Here is a 19842-nt window from a genome sequence, read left to right as displayed (position 1 = left end):
GTAAGGAAACAGAATGTTCGATATCAAGAAGACGCAGATCGAATGGGGCGGCAAGACGCTGACCCTCGAGACGGGCCGCGTCGCTCGTCAGGCCGACGGCGCGGTGATCGCGACGCTCGGCGAAACCGTCGTGCTGTGCGCCGTCACCGCCGCGCGCTCGGTCAAGGAAGGGCAGGATTTCTTCCCGCTCACCGTCCATTATCAGGAAAAGTATAGCGCTGCCGGCCGTATCCCGGGTGGCTTCTTCAAGCGCGAGCGCGGCGCGACCGAGAAGGAGACGCTGACCAGCCGTCTCATCGATCGCCCGATCCGCCCCCTCTTCCCCGAGGGTTTCTACAACGAGATCAACGTCATCGCCCAGGTGCTGAGCTATGACGGCGAGAACGAGCCCGACATCCTCGCGATGGTCGCCGCGTCGGCCGCGCTTACCATCTCCGGCGTGCCCTTCATGGGCCCGATCGGCGGCGCACGCGTCGGCTATATCGATGGCGAGTACATCCTCAACCCGACCAACGAGCAGGTGAAGGCCGGCGAGCTCGACCTCGTCGTCGCCGCCACCGGCAATGCCGTGATGATGGTCGAATCCGAAGCCAAGGAGCTTTCGGAAGAGGTGATGCTGGGCGCCGTCGTGTTCGCGCACGATGCGTCGAAGAAGGTCATCAATGCGATCATCGACCTCGCCGAGAAGGCTGCGAAGGATCCGTGGGATCTGCCGCAGGAGGATGACAGCGCGCTGAAGAAGCAGGTCAAGGATCTGATCGGCAAGGACATCGCCAAGGCGTACAAGCTGACGGCCAAGGCCGAACGCGTCGCCGCCATCGCCGCCGCCAAGGCGCCGCTGAAGGCCGCCTTCGCCGATGCCGACAGCACGACCAAGCTGAAGGTCGGCAAGATCGGCAAGAAGGTGGAAGCGGAGATCGTCCGCACCGCCATCCTGAAGGACGGCCGCCGCATCGACGGCCGCGACACGAAGACCGTCCGCCCGATCGAGGCGATGGTGCACTTCCTGCCGCGCACCCACGGCTCGGCTTTGTTCACGCGCGGCGAGACGCAGGCGATCTGCTCGACCACGCTCGGCACCGCCGATGCGGAGCAGATGATCGACGGCCTGACCGGCCTGTCCTACGAGCGCTTCCTACTCCACTACAACTTTCCGCCTTATTCGGTGGGCGAGGTCGGCCGCTTCGGCGCGCCGGGCCGTCGTGAAGTGGGCCACGGCAAGCTCGCCTGGCGCGCGCTGCACCCGGTGCTGCCGTCGAAGGAGGAGTTTCCCTACACGATCCGCGTGCTGTCCGACATCACCGAGTCCAACGGCTCGTCGTCGATGGCGACGGTGTGCGGCGGCAGCCTTGCGATGATGGATGCGGGCGTTCCGCTGAAGCGCCCGGTTTCGGGCATTGCGATGGGCCTGATCCTCGAGGGCAAGAACTTTGCCGTCCTGTCCGACATCCTGGGCGACGAGGATCACCTCGGCGACATGGACTTCAAGGTGGCCGGCACCAGCGAGGGCATCACCTCGCTGCAGATGGACATCAAGATCGCCGGCATCACCGAGGAGATCATGAAGGTCGCGCTCGCGCAGGCGAATGAGGGCCGCGCCCACATTCTCGCCGAGATGAACAAGGCGCTCGGCGAGACCCGTGGCGAATTGTCCGCGCACGCGCCGCGCATCGAGACGATGCAGGTGCCCAAGGACAAGATCCGCGAAGTGATCGGCACCGGCGGCAAGGTGATCCGCGAGATCGTCGCCACCACCGGCGCCAAGGTCGACATCGAGGATGACGGCACGGTCAAGATCAGCTCGTCGGATCCGGCGCAGATCGAAGCCGCACGCAAGTGGATCGAAGGCATCACGCAGGAAGCCGAGGTCGGCAAGATCTATTCCGGCAAGGTCGTGAACATGGTCGATTTCGGCGCGTTCGTGAACTTCATGGGTGGCAAGGACGGCCTCGTCCACATCTCGGAGATCAAGAACGAGCGCGTCGCCAAGGTCTCCGACGTCCTGACCGAGGGTCAGGAGGTCAAGGTCAAGGTGCTCGAGATCGATCCGCGCGGGAAGGTCCGTCTGTCGATGCGCGTCGTCGATCAGGAAACCGGCGAAGCGCTGGAAGATACGCGTCCGGCGCGTGAGCCGCGCGAAGGCGGCGAAGGCCGCGGCGATCGCGGTCCGCGTGGCGAGGGTCGCGGCGAAGGCCGTGGCGACCGTCGCCGCGAGGGTGGCGATCGTGGCCCGCGCCGTGAGCGTGGCCCGCGTCGCGAGGGCGGCGAAGCCAGCCGTGACGAGGGCCCCGCGCCCGAGTTCGCGCCGGCTTTCCTGACCCGCGACGACGACTGATCGCAGCGATCAGTCACTGAACAGGAAAGGGCGTCCCGCGAGGGGCGCCCTTTTTCGTTGGCGGCGCCGGGTGGGGGTTATGACACCGCGCCGTGCAGGGCATCCAGCGGTGCCGCGCTCAGGCTCGGCAGCCCCAGCCAATCGGCCATCAGTTGCAGCTCCGTCCGGAGCGCATCGATCGTATCGCGCGGTGCAGCGGATTCGATGCTCGCCTGCTGCACGACCAGGCATCCCGACTTGCGGTCCGCCTTGAGATCGGCCCGCGCGACGATCGCGTCGTCGAGCAGGAATGGCAGCACGTAATAGCCATGCTCGCGCTTGTGCGCCGGGGTGTAGATTTCGAGCCGATAGCGGAAATCGAACAGCCGCTCGGTGCGCTCCCGACGCCAGATCAAAGGATCGAACGGCGACAGCAGCGCGCTGCCGCCGATCCGTCGCCCCGCCACTGCGTCGCGATGGAGATAGGCCTGCTGCCGCCAGCCACGGACCTGCACTGGCGAGATCGTCCCCTCCTCGACCAGCTGCGCGAGCGGAAGCGCCACGTCGGACGCGGGGATGCGATAATAATCGCGCAGGTCGCCCGACGTGGCGACGCCCAGCGCCAGCGCGGCACGGGCGAGCAATTCCCGCTGCGCGTCGACCGGAGACGGCGTCGGCGCATCGAGGATTGCGCGCGGCAGCACGCGCTCAGGCAGATCGTAGACCCGCTCGAAGCTGCCGCGCCGATGCGTCGCCGCGACCAGCCCTGCCCAGAACAGCCATTCGAGCGCATGCTTGGCCTCGCTCCACACCCACATGCCCTTGCGCGCCACCGCGCCCGCCAGATCGGACGCAGCGAGCGCGCCCTCGGCCGCGATGCGCGCGAGCAGCGCATCGGCCTCACCCCGACGTTCGGTCGCGAACGGTTCGAGCTGGCGCCATATCCCCTCGCCGCGCAGCGCCCGCTCCATGCGCCACCGCAACAAAGCATGGCAGTCGACCGGCAGCAGCGACGCCTCATGCCCCCAATATTCGAAGAAACGGCGCGGACGCTCGATCGAGACCCGATCAAGCAGCGCGCGGTCGTAAGCGCCGAGGCGCGAAAACAGGGGCATGTAATGCGCGCGCACCAGCACGTTGACGCTGTCGATCTGCAACAGGCCGAGCTGCGCGATCGTCTGACGCAGCTGCCGGGCACCCGCGATGCCGTTGCGATCGCGCGCGTTGAACCCTTGGGCCGTCAGCGCGATCCGACGCGCCTCCCGGGATGAAAGCTCGATTTTCAGGACGGGTCTCCAACTTTGGCGGCCGCGGAAGGGTACAGCGTGGCGAAGCGCCTTGCGACGAGCCGTTATCTTCCCGTAATGACGGCGTAAGGCGCGCGGTCCACTGTGCGACGAGCGGTGGCGGCGGCTGCAACTCAACCCGTTCGCAATACGTTCAATCGTGGTTCAGCCGTTCCGATCCAGATACGGGTCAGCCCTTCGGGATTTAACCTATGTCCTTGTCCAAGACCATATTTCGCATCGTCGCACCGGCATCTCTGCTGTTGGTCGGCGCGTGCGCGACCTCATTCAAAGCCGACGTCTCGCGCTTCCAGCGCATGCCGCCGCCGCAGGGCCAGACCTTCGCCATACAGGCGGCCAACCCGCAGATGCAGGGTGGGATCGAGTTCGGCATGTACGCACAGATGGTCGCCACGCGACTGGCACAGCTCGGCTACACGCCCTCGCCGGATGGTCGCGGTGCGAGCCTGGTGGTGAGCCTCGATTACGGTATCGACAACGGCCACGAGAAAGTCGTGACCACGCCCGGCCTTTACGGTGGCTATGGCGGTTGGGGTCGTGGCTGGGGCTATGGCGGTTTCGGAGGCTTCGGCGGTGGTTTCGGTCGCGGCTATTATGGGCGCGGTTGGGGCATGGGCTGGGGTGACCCCTATTGGGCCGGTGGCCCCGACGTCGAGAGCTACACCTTCTACGTCAGCCATCTCGACATGCGCATCCGCCGCGCCGCCGACGGCGTGACGCTGTTCGAGGGTCGCGCCAAGGCGCGTTCGGTCGACCATTCGCTCCAGCGGCTGGTGCCGAACCTGGTCGAGGCGATGTTCACCGGCTTCCCGGGTCGTTCGGGTGAAGACGTGCTCATCACCGTGCCCCCGCCACCCAAGGACGGCTCGGGCCCGGCCCCGGTCAACCGCGCGCCGATCAACAGCGGTCCGACCGCCTGATGCCGCTTCGTCGCCCCGGATTCGCTCCGGGGCGACGGCGGTAGCCCGCGCCGAGCCGCCGCGCTAAGGCGCGGCGATGCCGCGCGAGATCACCGCCTTTTCCAACCCGCTCATCAAGCGCGTGCGGTCGCTGCGCGAGAAGCGCCACCGCCGCGACGAGGGCCTGTTCCTGGCCGAGGGCCTCCGCATCCTCGCCGAGGCCGAGGAAGCCGGCTACTGGCCGCTCCACCTGTTCTTCGCCGCCGAGAGCGCCGATCATCCGATCGTGCGCCGCCTGACCGCCGGCGTGGAGGCACGCGGCGGCGAGGCCATCGAGACCACCCGCGACATCCTCCACAAGCTGTCGGGCAAGGACAATCCCCAGGTCGTGCTCGGCGTCTATCGCCAGTTCGCGACCGATCTCGCCACGATCGATCGCGCCGCCGCGCCGATCTGGATGGTGGCGCAATCGCTCCGCGATCCCGGCAATCTCGGCACGATCCTGCGGACCGGCGATGCGGTCGGCGCGGGCGGGCTGATCCTGATCGACGATTGCGTCGACCCCTTCTCGGTCGAGGCGGTGCGCGCCAGCATGGGCGCGATGTTTACCCAGCGGATCGCGCAGGCGCGCTGGGAGGAGTTCCTGCCGTGGCTGCGCGGCGGGCCCGGCCAGCTCGTCGGCACCAGCCTGCGCGCGAGCGTCGGCTTCCGCATGGCGCGCTACGCGGCACCCACCTTCCTGATGATCGGCAACGAGGCGCAGGGCCTGCCCCCGGCCTATGAGGATGCGTGCGACATCCGGGTGAAGATCCCGATGCGCGGCAAGGCCGACAGTCTCAACGCCGCCGTCGCCTGCGCGGTGATGGCCTACGAGGTGCTGCGGCAGATCGAGGGGTAGATACCTCTAGCGTCATCCCAGCGAACGCTGGGATCTCCGCTATCGGCCGCCCACCCAGCCGCGCGAGATGCCAGCTTACGCTGGCATGACGCGCGGAGAACGAATGCTCAACCGAACTTCGCCTCGCATGCATCGATCACCGCCGGCGGCGGCCCGAGCTTCGCGGCGGCGGCCAGGCCCTCAGCCCGCTTCGCCTGCAGCGCGTCGCCATTCTTCACGCCGATCTTCGCCAATGCCGGCGAGAGCTTCGCGTCGAGCTTCTCGCCCAGCACGCCATATTTGTTCGCCGCCTCCGCATAGGACGCGCCCTGCCCGCCCAGTGCCTTGCGCATGAAATCGACCAGCACATAGCATTGCAGCAGGCCGTCGAGCTTCGCGTCGGGCAGCGTCGGTGTCTTGATCTGCGTCGCCGGAAAGGCGGTCGCGCAGGTCGGCTGCAGCGTCTGCCACTTGCCCTTCACCACCGTGTCGAACAGCTTCGGCATGCGCTTGAACACGGCATCCGCCTTGGCGGCATCGAAGCTCGGGCCGGCGGAGCCCGCGAGCAGCGGATAATGGAAGATGCGCTCCTGCGCCGCGACCGGCAGGTCGCCCTTGATGCCGGCCGCCTGCCGCTCGGCCGCGGCGGCGATCACGCCGCAGCTCGCGGCCTGCTCGATCGGATCTTCGGAGAGGGTCGGCGTCTTCTCGCCGCACCCGCCGAGCAGCAGCGCGGCCGTCACCGGCAGCGCCGCCGCCCATCGATATACCTTGCTCATACACCCTCGGGATCGTTTCGGTCCCAGGGAGTACGCGTCAGATGTGGATCGGTTTCCCGAGCACCGCCATCGCCGCCTCCTTCATCGCCTCCGAATGGGTCGGATGGGCGTGGCAGGTGTAGGCGATATCCTCGCTGCTGGCGCCGAGCTCCATCGCCTGCGCGGCCTGCGCGATCATCGTGCCGGCGACCGATGCGATCGCCCACACGCCCAGCACGCGATCGCTCGCGGCATCGGCGATCACCTTCACGAAGCCGTCGGGCTCGTGATTGGTCTTGGCGCGGCTGTTGGCGAGCATCGGGAATTTGCCGACCTTGACCGCGCCGCGCTCCTTGGCCTGTTCCTCGGTCAGGCCAACGCCGGCGATCTCGGGGCTGGTATAGACCACGCTCGGAATGACGTCGTGGTTCACGATGCCGGTGAGGCCGGCGATATTCTCGGCGACCGCAATGCCCTCATCCTCGGCCTTGTGCGCCAGCATCGGGCCGGGGATGACGTCGCCGATCGCCCAGATGCCGGGCACCGAGGTCGCGAAATCATGATCGGTCTCGATCTGGCCACGCGCGTTGAGCGCCAGGCCAGCCTTGTCGAGGTCCAGCCCCTCGGTGTTCGCGCGGCGGCCGATCGCGACCAGCACGTGGCTCGCCTCGATCGTCTCGGCCGCGCCGCCGGCGGCGGGCTCCACCGTCAGCGTGACGCTGTCGCCGTTGCGCTCCGCCTTGGTGACCTTGGTGCCGAGCTTGAACTCCAGCCCCTGCTTCTTGAAGATCTTGTTGGCTTCCTTGCGGACCTCGCCGTCCATACCGGGCAGGATCTGGTCGAGATATTCGACCACGGTCACCTTCGCGCCGACGCGGCGCCACACCGAGCCAAGTTCCAGCCCGATCACGCCGCCGCCGATCACGACAAGGTGGCTCGGCACCTCGGGCAGTTCCAGCGCGCCGGTCGAGTCGACGATCCGCTCCTGATCGATCGCGACGCCCGGCAGCGGGGTCACCGACGATCCGGTGGCGACGATGATGTTCTTCGCGCGCACGCTGCGATCGCCCACCGTGACGGTGTCGGCGCCGGTGAAGGTGGCATGGCCCTTCAGCCACTCGATCTTGTTCTTCTTGAACAGATATTCGACGCCGCCGGTCAGCTGCTTGACCGCGTCCTTGCGCTGACCGTGCATCGTCTCGAGATCAAGGCTGAGCCCCTCGATCTTCACGCCGAGCTTGGCGAGCGCGCCGGTCTGCGCCTCGGAGAACAGCTCGGAGGCGTGGAGCAGGGCCTTGGACGGAATGCAGCCGACATTGAGGCAAGTGCCGCCCAGCGTCGCGCGGCTCTCCGCGCACGCCGTCTTGAGCCCGAGCTGCGCCGCGCGGATCGCCGCGACATAGCCGCCCGGCCCCGAACCGATCACCAGGACGTCGAAATCATAGTCAGCCATCACACACTCCGCTGTGCTCCTGCGCACGCAGGAGCCTAGGGTTTCGAGCGGCACCTCCCACGGCCCTGGGCTCCGGCATGCGCAGGAGCACCGACACCGTCAGAAGAGCGTCTCGTACAAATCCTTCCACTGCGGATTGTCACGCTCGATCAACTCAAGCTTCCAAGCCCGCTTCCACTTCTTCATCTGCAGTTCGCGTCGCCGCGCCTCCTGCAAATCGTCATGCGTTTCGAACCAGACAAGGCTCGTGCATCCGTGATCTTTTCAAAAGCCTTCGATCGAACCGTTGCGATGCTGATGCGCCCGGGCCGGCAAGTCGCTGGTCACGCCGAGATAAAGCGTGCCGTTGCGGCGATTGGCCATCAGGTAGACGTATCCGGCCTTCGTCAGTGCCTCCTCGTGTTCGTGTACCTGCGAGCGCAGAAACCCAGAGCTTCGAGCGACCGCTCACGACCCTGGGCTCCTGCGTCCGCAGGAGCACACGTTCTGGATCAAAGGTCGATCAGCAGCCGGGTCGGATCCTCGATCGCGTTCTTCAGCGCGACGAGGAAGGTCACCGCCTCGCGGCCGTCGATGATGCGGTGATCGTAGCTGAGCGCCAGATACATCATCGGGCGGGCTACGATCTGCCCGTCCTTCACCACCGGCCGCTCCTCGATGCGGTGCAGGCCCAGCACGGCGGACTGCGGCGGGTTGATGATCGGGGTCGACATCAGCGAGCCGAACACGCCGCCGTTGGAGATGGTGAAGGTGCCCCCCTTCATCTCGTCCATCTTGAGCGTGCCGTCCTTGGCGCGCTTGCCGAAATCGCCGATCGTCTTCTCGATGCCGGCGACCGACAGCGACTGCGCGTCGCGGATCACCGGAACGACAAGGCCGTTGGGCGCGGAGACCGCGACCGAGACGTCGGCATAATCGTGATAGACGATCTCGTCGCCCTCGATCGAGGCGTTGACCGACGGCACGTCGCGCAGCGCCTGGCAGGCAGCCTTCACGAAGAAGCCCATGAAGCCGAGGCGGACGCCGTGCTTCTTCTCGAACAGATCCTTATACTTGGCGCGCGCCGCGATCACCTCGGTCATGTCGACGTCGTTGAACGTCGTCAGCATGGCGGCGGTGTTCTGCGCTTCCTTCAGGCGCTTGGCGACCGTCTGGCGCAGGCGCGACATGCGCACGCGCTCTTCCTTGCGGCTCGGGCCGGCGGCCGCCGCGGGCACCGACGCGGACGTCGAAGGTTGCGGCGCTGCGCTCGCGGCCTTCGCGGTGCCGGCCTTGGCGGCGGCGACCACGTCGTCCTTGGTGATGCGGCCGTCGACGCCCGTGCCCTTCACGGCCGCGGGATCGACGCCATGCTCGAGCACCGCGCGGCGCGCCGACGGCGACAAAGCGGGGCTGTCACCGACCGCCGTCTCGCCATGATTGCCATAGCCTGCCGGCGTCGCCTCGACCGCGCCGCCGACCGGAGCGGCCGCAGGCGCCGGCGGCTCAGCCTTTTCGGCCTGCGCGACCGCGGTGCGATCCTCGGCCTTCGGCGTGGCGGCGGAGGCGGCCTGCGCGCCCGCTTCGATCCGCGCGATCACCGCGCCGACATTCACCGTGGCGCCCTCGCTCACCACCAGTTCGGCGATCACGCCGGCGGTCGGGGCATTGACCTCGACCGCGACCTTGTCGGTCTCGAGGCTGGCGATCGGCTCGTCGGCCTTCACCGCCTCGCCCGGCTGCTTCAGCCACTGGCCGAGCGTCGCTTCGGTGATCGATTCGCCCAGCGTGGGCACCACAACATCGGTCGGCATGTCCGGTCTTTCCTATCGTGCTTCGTGGCCCAGCGCCTCGGCGACGAGCGCCGCCTGCTCCTGGACGTGTTTCTTGGCGAGGCCGGTCGCGGTCGCGGGCGAGGCCTTGCGGCCCGCATAGACCGGCGCGATGCCGCTCTTGCCGGTGTCGGCGAGGACCGCCTCGATCAGCTCGCGAACGAAGAACCAGGCACCGGCGTTACGCGGCTCTTCCTGCGCCCACACCACCGTCTCGAGGTTCGGCATGCGCGCGATCCGGGCGACCAGCGCGTCGGACGGGAACGGATAGAGCTGCTCGACGCGGATGATCGAGGTGTTGGCGTCGCCCGCTTTCTCGCGCGCATCAGCCAGATCGTAGAAGACCTTGCCCGAGCACAGCACCAGCCGCTTGACCTGATCGTCGGCCGGCGGCGTCGGATCGGGCAGGATGCGGTGGAAGTGGCTGTCGCCCAGCAGGTCGTCGAGCGACGACACCGCCGCCTTGTGCCGCAGCAGCGACTTCGGCGTCATGATGATCAACGGCTTCCGGAACTTGCGCAGCATCTGGCGGCGCAGGATGTGGAAGTAGTTGGCCGGCGTCGTGCAATTGGCGACCTGGATATTGTCCTCGGCGCAGAGCTGCAGGTAACGCTCCAGCCGGGCCGAACTATGCTCCGCCCCCTGCCCTTCGTAACCGTGCGGCAGCAGCATGACGAGGCCGTTGGCGCGCAGCCACTTGTCTTCGCCGGCGACGATGAACTGATCGATCATCACCTGCGCGCCGTTGGCGAAATCGCCGAACTGCGCTTCCCACAGCACCAGCGTGTTCGGCGCCTGCCCCGAATAGCCATATTCGAAGCCGAGCACGCCGAATTCGGACAGCGGGCTGTCGAGCACCTGGAAGGAGCGGTCGATCGTCGAGAGCGGGATATATTTGTGCGCGTCGGTCTGGTCGACCCACACTGCGTGGCGCTGGCTGAACGTGCCGCGGCCGACATCCTGCCCGGAAAGACGGATGGCGTAGCCGTCCTTGAGCAGGGTTCCGAAGGCGAGCGCCTCGGCGGTCGCCCAGTCGATGCCTTCGCCGCTCGCGAACATCTGGCGCTTGGCATCCAGCACGCGGCCGAGCGTCTTATGGATGACAAGGCCTTCCGGCACCGTGGTCAGCGTCCTGGCGACATCGTCGGCCAGTTCGCGCGTCACGCCGCTGGCGGCGGCGCGCTTTTCGGTGATCGGCTCCTTCGGCGCGGCGAAGCCGGCCCACTCGCCCTCGAACCAGTCGGCCTTGTTCGCCTTGTAGCCCTTGGCCGCCTCGAACTCGTCGTCGAGGCGGGCGATGAAGGCGGCTTCCTCCTGATCAACCCATGCCTGATCGACCTGGCCCTGCGCGATCAGCCGATCGGCATAGACCTTCGACACCGGCGTGTGGGTGCGGATCTCGTCATACATCAGCGGCTGGGTGAAGCCGGGCTCGTCGCTCTCGTTGTGGCCGAAGCGGCGATAGCACCACATGTCGATCACGACGTCGCGCTTGAACGTCTGGCGATATTCGGTCGCGACCTTGCAGGCGAAGGTCACCGCCTCGGGATCGTCGCCGTTGACGTGAAGGATCGGTGCCGAGACCATCTTGGCGATGTCGCTGGGATAAGGCGACGAGCGCGCGAACTGCGGCGAGGTGGTGAAGCCCACCTGGTTGTTGATGACGAAGTGGATGCAGCCGCCGGTATTGTAGCCGACGAGGCCGGAGAAGCCGAAGCATTCCATGATCACGCCCTGACCCGCAAAGGCCGCGTCGCCGTGGATCAGGATCGGCAGCACCTTCTCGCGTGCATTGTCGCCGAGCTTGGTCTGCTTGGCGCGGCTCTTGCCCAGCACCACCGGATCGACGCACTCGAGATGCGACGGATTGGGCGCGAGGCTGAGGTGGATCTTGTGGCCGTCAAACTCGCGGTCGCTCGACGTGCCGAGATGGTATTTCACGTCGCCCGAGCCGCCCACGTCCTCGGGATTGGACGAGCCGCCCGCAAATTCGTGGAACAGGATGCGATAGGGCTTCGCCATCACGTTCACGAGCACGTTCAGGCGCCCGCGATGCGCCATGCCGAGCACGACCTCCTGCACGCCAGACGAGCCGGCATATTTCAGCACCGCTTCGAGCGCGGGGATCATCGACTCGCCGCCGTCGAGGCCGAAGCGCTTGGTGCCGACGAACTTGCGGGCGCAGAATTTCTCCCACTGCTCGCCCTCGATTACCTTGGTAAGAATCGCCTTCTTGCCCTCGAGCGTGAAGCTGATCTCCTTGTCCTTGCCCTCCATCCGCTCCTGCAGGAACTTGCGCTCCTCCACGTCCTGGATGTGCATATATTCGAGGCCGACCTTGCCGCAGTAATTGCGGCGGAGGACCGCGATCAGCTCGCGCACGGTCGCCTTCTCGAAGCCGAGCGCGCCGCCGACGAAGATCGGGCGATCCATGTCGGCCTCGGTGAAGCCATGATAGGCCGGGTCGAGATCCTCGGGCAGCTGCTCGCGCCGGGCGAGGCCGAGCGGATCGAGATCGGCAAGCAGGTGGCCGCGCACGCGATAGGTGCGGATCAGGGTCGCCGCGCGGATCGCGTCGAGCGCGGCGGCCGTCACGTCCGCGGCGGCCGGCGCGGCAGCGGGGGCCGCCGGCGCGGGCTTGGCGCCGCCCTTGGCCGGCTTCGGCTCGGGCTGCATCTGAGTGGGATCGAGCCCGGCGGTCAGCGCGTCGGTCTCGATCGGAGGCCAGTTCGGACGCGCCCAGCTGGGGGCGGCGACGGACGATTCAAGCGTCTCGAAATAAGCGCGCCAGCCCGCCTCCACCGACTGCGGATCGGCGCGGTATCGTCGGTACAGCGCCTCCGCGAATGAGGGGCTTACGCCCTCAAGCCCGTCGAAGCTCTGTCCCTCGAAACCCATGTCACGTCCTTCTTCGCTTCGTCGCCGGATCGAAACGTCCGGTCGCAGTCGCGGCGCTCCCGTCAGGTGAGCGCTATCATCGTCCAAATCAACCCTTGAGACGCTCGACCAGCGTCGTGCCGAGCTCCGACGGGCTCGCCGCGACGCGGATGCCGGCCGATTCCATCGCCGCGATCTTGTCCTCGGCGCCGCCCTGGCCGCCCGAGACGATCGCGCCGGCATGGCCCATGCGACGGCCCGGAGGCGCGGTACGGCCGGCGATGAAGCCGACCATCGGCTTGGAGCGGCCCTTCTTGGCCTCGTCCTTCAGGAACTGCGCGGCCTCTTCCTCGGCCGAGCCACCGATCTCGCCGATCATGATGATCGACTTGGTCGCCTCGTCCGCGAGGTACAGTTCCAGCACGTCGATGAAGTTGGTGCCGTTGACCGGATCGCCGCCGATGCCGACCGCGGTCGTCTGGCCGAGGCCCGCCGCCGTCGTCTGGAACACCGCCTCGTAGGTGAGCGTGCCCGAGCGCGACACGACGCCGACCGAGCCCTTTGAGAAGATATTGCCGGGCATGATGCCGATCTTGCACTCGCCCGGCGTCAGCACACCCGGGCAGTTCGGGCCGATCAGGCGCGACTTGGAGCCCGAGAGCGCCCGCTTGACGCGCACCATGTCGAGCACGGGAATGCCCTCGGTGATGCAGACGATCAGCGGCACTTCGGCGTCGATCGCCTCGAGGATCGAGTCGGCCGCGAATGGCGGCGGCACGTAGATCACGCTCGCATCCGCGCCGGTCTTCTCGACCGCCTCATGCACCGTGTCGAACACCGGCAGGCCGATGTGGGACTGGCCACCCTTGCCGGGCGTCACGCCGCCGACGACCTTGGTGCCGTAGGCGATCGCCTGCTCCGAATGGAAGGTACCCTGCTGGCCGGTGAAGCCCTGGGTGATCACCTTGGTGTTCGCGTCAACGAGGATGCTCATCGCCCTGTCGCATTCCCTTTTTCGTTATCCCGGCGAAGGCCGGGATCCAGTCCTCAGATCAGCGACGGGAACAGATCGTTCCAATCAGGATTGGTGGCCTCGATCTCGCGAAGCTTCCAGGCCCTGCGCCACTCCTTCATCTGCTTCTCGCGCACGATCGCACCGTCGATACGATCGTGAACTTCGAACCAGACCAACGTCTTGCAGCCATAACGGCTGGTGAAACCCTCGACGGCATCCGTACGATGCTCATGAACCCGTTTCACCAGATCGCTCGTCACACCAAGGTAAAGCGTACCGTTCCGTCCGCTTGCCATGATGTAGACGTAACCGCTTTTCTCCACATCCTTCCTCTACCCGTCATGCCGGCGTAGGCCGGCATCCAGTTCCAACGGCGGGACTGGACCCCGGCCTGCGCCGGGGTGACGGCTTTAAGCCAGGCTCTCGTCGATGCCCTTGCAGGCGACCAGCAGTTCCTTGACCGCGTCGACCGAGACCTGAAGGTTAGCCTTGGCTTCGTCGGACAGCTTGACCTCGACGATCTTCTCGACGCCGCCCGCGCCGATCACCACCGGAACGCCGACATAGAGATCGTCCACGCCATACTGGCCCGACAGATAGGCCGCCGCCGGCAGGACGCGCTTCTGATCGTAGAGATAGGCTTCGGCCATCGCGATGCCGCTGGTGGCGGGCGCGTAATAAGCCGAGCCGGTCTTGAGCAAAGCAACGATCTCGCCGCCGCCGCCGCGCGTGCGCTTGATGATCTCGTCGATCTTCTCCTTGGTGGAGAAGCCCATCTCGATCAGATCCGCGACGGGGATGCCCGAGACGGTCGAATATTCGAGCACCGGCACCATCGTGTCGCCATGGCCGCCGAGCACGAACGTGTTCACGTCCTTCACCGACACGCCGAACTCTTCCGCGAGGAAGTGGCTGAAGCGCGCCGAGTCGAGCACGCCTGCCATGCCGACCACCTTCTCCGGCGGCAGGCCGGAAAATTCGCGCAGCGCCCACACCATCGCGTCGAGCGGGTTGGTGATGCAGATCACGAACGCGTCGGGGGCGTTGGCCTTGATGCCCTCGCCGACCGCCTTCATTACCTTAAGGTTGATGCCGAGCAGATCGTCACGGCTCATGCCGGGCTTCCGCGCCACACCCGCCGTGACGATGATCACGTCGGCGCCGGCAATATCGGCATAATCGTTGGTGCCCTTGATCGAGGCATCGAAGCCTTCGACCGGTCCGCACTGCGACAGATCCAGCGCCTTGCCCTGCGGCACGCCCTCGACCACGTCGAACAACACGACGTCACCCAAACCCTTCAACGCCGCAAGATGGGCGAGCGTGCCGCCGATATTGCCAGCGCCGATAAGCGCAATCTTCTTCCGAGCCATGCGACCCCTTCCACCTTCGATACGGTGCCTAGAGAAAGCGGTCGCAAGAGGCGCGGCCGCGGATCAGCGGGGCTCGCTTAGACCCATCGTCCGGGGGGTTCAACCGCCCGAAATAGGTTTTTATGTTGCGCTGCGAGGATCGAAAGGCTCAGCCGCGCCGCCGCCACGTGAAGATCGACGACATTGCGTAATTCCACACCGTCGTGATCGCGATACCGGCGAGCGCCGACACGACCAGATAATTGCGCCGCTGATAGAGCCAGCTGGCGATGCCGACATTGGCGAGGAAGCCGATGCCGCAGACCAGGTTGAACGTCATCCAGCCCCACAGCAGCCGCATCCCCTTCAGCCGCTGGTCGCGATAGGTGAGCAGATTGTTGAGGAAGAAGTTGCTGGAGGTCGCGACGACCGTCGCCGCCCCCTGCGCGATCGCGAACCAGCGCTCCTCGTCAGCCGCGCCGTGCAGATGCAGCAAGGTTTCGAGGACCACGGTGAGCACGACGAAGTGCACCACCACGCCCGATCCGCCGACCAACGCGAAGCTGATGAAGCGCGCGGGCACGATGTGGCCGAACGCCTTGTCGAGCAGCAATTGGAGATATTCCCACAGCACGAGACTATCGAGCTTGCTCTCACCATGCTGGCGGGTGCGGAAGGTGTAGGGAACCTCGGCCACGCGCAGCGGCGCGGGCGCGCTCGCGGCGATGTCGAGCAGGATCTTGAAGCCGACCGACGACAGGCCCGGCAGCGACGCCATGAACGCCCCGCGCGTCAGCATGAAGAAGCCGCTCATCGGATCGCCGATCGCGGTTCCGGTCAGGCGATTGGCGAGCGCGGTCGCCAGCCGGCTCATGGCGATGCGGCGGCGGCTCCATTCGCCCATGCCGCCGCCCTCGACGTAGCGGCTGCCGACGACGAGATCGACGTCGCCCTGGCGGATGCGGCGGAACATCGCCCCGAGGATCGTCTCGTCATGCTGCAGGTCGGCGTCCATCACCGCCACGATCGGCGCCGAGGTCGCGAGGATGCCCTCGACGCAGGCGGAGGCCAGTCCGCGCCGGCCGTAGCGATGAACGACGCGCACGCGCGCATCGGCCTGCGCCAGCGCACGCACCTGCTGGGCGGTGCCGTCCGGCGAGTCGTCGTCGACGAACACGATCTCCCAGTGGACGTCGGGCAGCGCATGCGCGACCGCATCGACCAGCAGCGCCACGTTGCTGCGTTCGTTATAGGCGGGCACCACCACGGCCAATTCGGCGGGCAGCGACGCGCGCATCGAAAGGAAGGCCGGCGGATTCAGAACGGGATCGGAAGGCGAAGACACGGAAGGCGCAACTCTACTATGGTTCCGGCCCCATAGCAGGTCGCACCGGCGGGGCCACCGCCGACGCGATCAGACGCCTTGATCGGCGGCGACCGTGCCCGCAGGCGCAATCCGCTCGGGCGTCGGCCGGCGCGCATCCCATGCCGCATAGAGCCGCTTGAGCATCGGCTTTTCGACCACCGAGAAGAACAGGCCAGCGAAGGTCACCGCCACGGCGATGTCGATCGCGAACAGCAACCCGATCGGGATCGCTTCGCGCACGTGAAGATGCTTGAGCGCGCCGTTGAACGCCACCCCGACGGTGATGTGCGAGATATAGAGCGCGTAGGACATCGCGCCGAGGCGGACGCCCCATCCGGGCGCCTCCACCCCACGCCGCGACAGCAGCACCAGCAACCCGAGGATGCCGCAGAACAACGCCTTGTGCCCCAGCACGTTGACCAGAACGGCGTGCGGCAGCAACGTGGCGGACAGGCCGCACAGCACGATCCCGATCGCGCCGGCGATCGCCGTCAGCGCCGGCAGGATCGGCCGCCGCGCCGCCAGCGCGATCGCCATGCCGCACGCGAAATCCAGATTGTAATGGTGGAAGAAGATGCCCTCGGGCGTCCAAATCTGTCCCGGCGGCAGGCCGAAGATCACCAGATTGGCGAGGCAGGCGACCATCCACGCCGCGAATATGGCGAGCCCGAACCGCCGCGACACGATGATCAGCGCGAACATGGCGTAGAACAGCAGTTCGTGGCGCAACGTCCATGCCGGCCCGATCAGCAGATCGGTATTCGGTATGAGGAAGGTCTGGCGCAGCAGCTCGACGACGTTGAGGTGAATACGCGCGCTGGGATTCTGGATCGTCTGGTTGAACACCAACGCCGCCGCCAGCATGATCCAGTAGGTCGGCAGCACGCGACACAGGCGCCGCCAACCGTAGCGGCCGAGCGCCTCCGGCTGGCCGAGCTCGCGGCCATGGACGAAGAAGATGATGAAGCCGCTGAGCGTGAAGAAGAACTCGACGGCATAGGAGCCGAGATCGCGCCCCAGCACGAACAGGCCGCTGTTGGGCGTGGGATTGTAGTGGGCGATCACCACGCCGAGCGCGGCGAGCCCGCGTCCGACCTCGACCCAGTCGAGCCGGCGCGGGGTCGCCCGCACCGACGATGACGCACTTTTACCGTCTACCAACACGCTCAACGCTTTACCCCTGCCGCCCCCGGCGATCCTAGCGCACTATGGCGGCGCTGTCGCCCTGACCCTCGCTGCCGTGGCCGGCGGCGAGATAGTCGGCCGACTGCATCTCCATCAGGCGCGAGACGGTGCGCTCGAACTCGAACGCGCCGTCGCCCGCGGGATACAGCGCCTCGGGCACCGCCGCCGCCGCGACGATCAGCTTCACCTTATGCTCGTACAGCGCATCGATCAGCACCTTGAACCGCGCCGCCTCGTTGCGCAGCTCGGGCCCCATCACCGGGATGCCGACGAGGATCACGGTGTGGAAATTGCGCGCGATGGCGAGATAATCCGCGGCACCACGCGCATCACCGCACAACCGCTTGAACGAAAAGACGCCGACGCCCTTCAGCGACTTCGGCACATGCAGCGTGCGCCCCCCCGGCACGGCGAGCTCGCACGACGGCACGTGCGCGCGATCCTCGGGCGGATAATCGGTCAGGCGGAAGAAGGCGGCGCTCACCGCCTGCGTCGCCGCATCGCCCAGCGGCGCATACCAGGTCGGCGCGCCGCCCAGCCGCTCCAGCCGGTAATCGGTCGGCCCGTCGAGCGTCAGCACGTCCATGCGCGCCTCGATCAGCGCGATGAAGGGCAGGAACAGCTGGCGGTTGAGCCCATCCTTGTAGAGGTCGCCCGGCGGCCGGTTGGAGGTGGTGACGACGGTCGTGCCGTGATCAAGCACCGCAGTGAAGAGCCGGCTGAGGATGGCGGCGTCGGCGGTGTTGTTGACGACCATCTCGTCGAAGGCGAGCAATTTGGCGCCGGCCGCGATATCGGCCGCGACCGCCGGGATCGGGTCGCCCGTCTCCTTCACGCGCTCGGCGCGGAGGCGATCGTGAACCTCCAGCATGAATTCGTGGAAGTGGACGCGGCGCTTCGGGCGGACGGTGCTGGTATCGTACAGCAGGTCCATCAGCATCGACTTGCCCCGGCCGACCCCGCCCCACAGATAGACGCCGCGCACCGGCTCGGGCTTGCGGCCGAGCAGGCGCCACAGCACGCTGCCCTTGGGCGGGCTCGCCTCGAGATCGCGCTGGAGCTGGTCGAGCCGTTCGGCGACGCGGCGCTGGGCAGGATCGGCGCGCAACTCGCCGGCAGCCAGCAGGCGATCGTAGCGCGCGAGGACGGTCGTCATGGCCGGGCGGTCAGCGTTCGATCGGACGAGCGGGAATGCCGACGACCGTTGTTCCTGGCGCGACGTCGCGCGTGACCACCGCATTGGCGCCGATCACGGCATGATCGCCGACGACGATCCCGCCGAGCAGTTTGGCGCCCGCGCCGATATCGACATGGCCACCCAGCCGCGGCGCGCCGTCCGCACCCGCCGCCAGCGTCACCTGCTGCAGGATCAGGCAGTTCGGGCCAATCACGCTGTCCGGATGGATGACGATGCCGTTGGGGTGCGGCATCAGCAGGCCGCCACCGATGCGCGTACCCGGCGCGACATCGACCTGCGACACGATCCGCCAGAAGCGGTGGCACAGCAACGCCAGCCGCCGCCGGATCGGCGCGCGGCGGCCCGCCAGCCGATCGAGCCGGCGATGCGCGGCGAGCAGGCTGCGGCCGGGATCGAACCCGCCGTGCGACCGCTCGCGCGCCCAGTCGGGCACGCTGGCGGACACGCCGCCGACGATGTCGGGCGGCCCGGACGCCGGACCCGCCGCATCGCTCAGAGCTGGCGCTCCACTTCCATCTTCTTGATCTCGGCGATCGCGCGCGCGGGGCTCAGCCCCTTCGGGCAGACGTTCGCGCAGTTCATGATCGTGTGGCAGCGATACAGACGGAACGGATCCTCCAGCTCGTCGAGCCGCTCGCCGGTCATCTCGTCGCGGCTGTCGGCGAGCCAGCGATAGGCCTGCAACAGGATCGCCGGGCCGAGGAACTTGTCGCTGTTCCACCAATAGCTCGGGCACGAGGTCGAGCAGCAGGCACACAGGATGCACTCGTAGAGCCCGTCGAGCTTCGAACGATCCTCGGGCGACTGCAGCCGCTCCTTGGCCGACGGCTCGGGCGTGACGGTCTGCAGCCACGGCTTGATCGAGGCATATTGCGCGTAGAAGTGGGTGAAATCGGGGACGAGATCCTTGATCACGTCCATGTGCGGCAGGGGCGTGATGCGCACCTCCTTGCCCGCCAGATCCTCGATCGCGGTGGTGCAGGCGAGACCGTTCTTGCCGTTGAGGTTCATCGAGCACGAACCGCAAATCCCCTCGCGGCACGAACGGCGGAAGGTGAGCGTTGGATCGACCTCGTTCTTGATCTTGAGCAGCGCGTCGAGAACCATCGGGCCGGTCTGCGCCAGATCGAGCTCATACGTGTCGTAGCGCGGATTCTCGCCCGATTCCGGATCGTAGCGATAAACCTTGAAGCTGCGCACGTCCTTCGCGTCCGATGCCGCCTTGTGGACCTTGCCCCCGCTCTTGATCTTGGAGTTCTTCGGGAGCGCGAATTCGGCCATGGTCAGGGGGTTCCGTCAGGCTGGGGCGCTCGAACGAGCGCGTCGGCCAAGGCCGATACCGAAAGCCGCCGCATCCCGCAAATGCTTCGCGCGGTGCGGAGTGCGGTGCCCTGCCCTCGCCCGTCATCCCAGCGTTCGCTGGGATGACG

General features: G+C 66.9%; 16 protein-coding genes and 1 pseudogene. 3 read left to right on the top strand and 14 right to left on the bottom strand.

The window, feature by feature from the left end; translation table 11 throughout:
• Window positions 1-13: 13 nt before the first annotated feature.
• Window positions 14-2335, top strand: a complete 2322-nt coding sequence (pnp, locus tag K8P63_RS07775) for a polyribonucleotide nucleotidyltransferase (protein ID WP_223799240.1) — start codon at window positions 14-16, stop codon at window positions 2333-2335.
• Between the two features lie 77 nt (window positions 2336-2412).
• On the opposite strand, the gene K8P63_RS07770 is transcribed toward pnp, so the two are convergent.
• The gene (locus tag K8P63_RS07770; RefSeq protein ID WP_263282703.1) at window positions 2413-3471 is read right to left on the bottom strand and encodes a winged helix-turn-helix domain-containing protein; all 1059 of its coding nucleotides are present in this window, start codon (window positions 3469-3471) and stop codon (window positions 2413-2415) included.
• 341 nt (window positions 3472-3812) lie between these two features.
• Between K8P63_RS07770 and K8P63_RS07765 the strand changes: the two genes are divergently transcribed.
• Entirely contained in the window at window positions 3813-4541 is a 729-nt protein-coding gene (locus K8P63_RS07765; RefSeq protein WP_223799239.1) for a DUF4136 domain-containing protein, read from the top strand.
• A 76-nt stretch (window positions 4542-4617) separates the two neighbouring features.
• The gene (locus K8P63_RS07760; protein ID WP_223799238.1) at window positions 4618-5418 is read left to right on the top strand and encodes a TrmH family RNA methyltransferase; all 801 of its coding nucleotides are present in this window, start codon (window positions 4618-4620) and stop codon (window positions 5416-5418) included.
• A 107-nt stretch (window positions 5419-5525) separates the two neighbouring features.
• Here K8P63_RS07760 and K8P63_RS07755 read toward each other — a convergent pair whose 3' ends face one another.
• The 13 genes and pseudogenes from K8P63_RS07755 to K8P63_RS07695 all read right to left on the bottom strand — a co-directional run bounded on the left by K8P63_RS07755 (window position 5526) and on the right by K8P63_RS07695 (window position 19693).
• Entirely contained in the window at window positions 5526-6176 is a 651-nt protein-coding gene (locus tag K8P63_RS07755; RefSeq protein ID WP_223799237.1) for a hypothetical protein, read from the bottom strand.
• A gap of 37 nt (window positions 6177-6213) precedes the next feature.
• Window positions 6214-7608 (bottom strand): dihydrolipoyl dehydrogenase, encoded by a 1395-nt coding sequence (gene lpdA, locus K8P63_RS07750; protein ID WP_223799236.1) that lies wholly within the window; start codon window positions 7606-7608, stop codon window positions 6214-6216.
• Between the two features lie 99 nt (window positions 7609-7707).
• Window positions 7708-7971: pseudogene (locus K8P63_RS07745) on the bottom strand (GIY-YIG nuclease family protein).
• Window positions 7972-8099: 128 nt separating this feature from the next.
• The gene (gene odhB, locus K8P63_RS07740) at window positions 8100-9401 is read right to left on the bottom strand and encodes a 2-oxoglutarate dehydrogenase complex dihydrolipoyllysine-residue succinyltransferase (RefSeq protein WP_223799235.1); all 1302 of its coding nucleotides are present in this window, start codon (window positions 9399-9401) and stop codon (window positions 8100-8102) included.
• 12 nt (window positions 9402-9413) lie between these two features.
• A complete protein-coding gene (locus K8P63_RS07735; protein ID WP_223799234.1) occupies window positions 9414-12317 on the bottom strand; it encodes a 2-oxoglutarate dehydrogenase E1 component in 2904 nt (967 codons plus the stop codon).
• A gap of 88 nt (window positions 12318-12405) precedes the next feature.
• On the bottom strand, window positions 12406-13290 hold the full coding sequence (sucD, locus tag K8P63_RS07730; protein WP_223799233.1) for a succinate--CoA ligase subunit alpha: 885 nt from the start codon (window positions 13288-13290) through the stop codon (window positions 12406-12408).
• A gap of 53 nt (window positions 13291-13343) precedes the next feature.
• Window positions 13344-13634 (bottom strand): GIY-YIG nuclease family protein, encoded by a 291-nt coding sequence (locus K8P63_RS07725; protein ID WP_223799232.1) that lies wholly within the window; start codon window positions 13632-13634, stop codon window positions 13344-13346.
• A gap of 87 nt (window positions 13635-13721) precedes the next feature.
• Window positions 13722-14684, bottom strand: coding sequence for a malate dehydrogenase (gene mdh, locus K8P63_RS07720; protein WP_223799231.1), 963 nt, complete (start codon window positions 14682-14684; stop codon window positions 13722-13724).
• A gap of 148 nt (window positions 14685-14832) precedes the next feature.
• Entirely contained in the window at window positions 14833-15960 is a 1128-nt protein-coding gene (locus tag K8P63_RS07715; RefSeq protein ID WP_223799772.1) for a glycosyltransferase family 2 protein, read from the bottom strand.
• Window positions 15961-16077: 117 nt separating this feature from the next.
• Window positions 16078-17193: an acyltransferase family protein gene (locus K8P63_RS07710; RefSeq protein ID WP_223799771.1), complete on the bottom strand. Its 1116-nt coding sequence runs from the start codon at window positions 17191-17193 to the stop codon at window positions 16078-16080.
• A 34-nt stretch (window positions 17194-17227) separates the two neighbouring features.
• Entirely contained in the window at window positions 17228-18370 is a 1143-nt protein-coding gene (gene zapE / locus K8P63_RS07705; protein ID WP_223799230.1) for a cell division protein ZapE, read from the bottom strand.
• 10 nt (window positions 18371-18380) lie between these two features.
• Window positions 18381-18857, bottom strand: a complete 477-nt coding sequence (locus K8P63_RS20860) for a serine O-acetyltransferase (RefSeq protein WP_317629363.1) — start codon at window positions 18855-18857, stop codon at window positions 18381-18383.
• 47 nt (window positions 18858-18904) lie between these two features.
• Entirely contained in the window at window positions 18905-19693 is a 789-nt protein-coding gene (locus tag K8P63_RS07695) for a succinate dehydrogenase iron-sulfur subunit (protein WP_223799229.1), read from the bottom strand.
• Window positions 19694-19842: the final 149 nt, after the last annotated feature.

The sequence above is a fragment of the Sphingomonas nostoxanthinifaciens genome, assembly GCF_019930585.1.
Classification (GTDB): Bacteria; Pseudomonadota; Alphaproteobacteria; order Sphingomonadales; family Sphingomonadaceae; genus Sphingomonas_I; species Sphingomonas_I nostoxanthinifaciens.
Note: the sequence above shows the minus strand (reverse complement) of the source record. Positions and strands in the feature narration are given on the sequence as shown.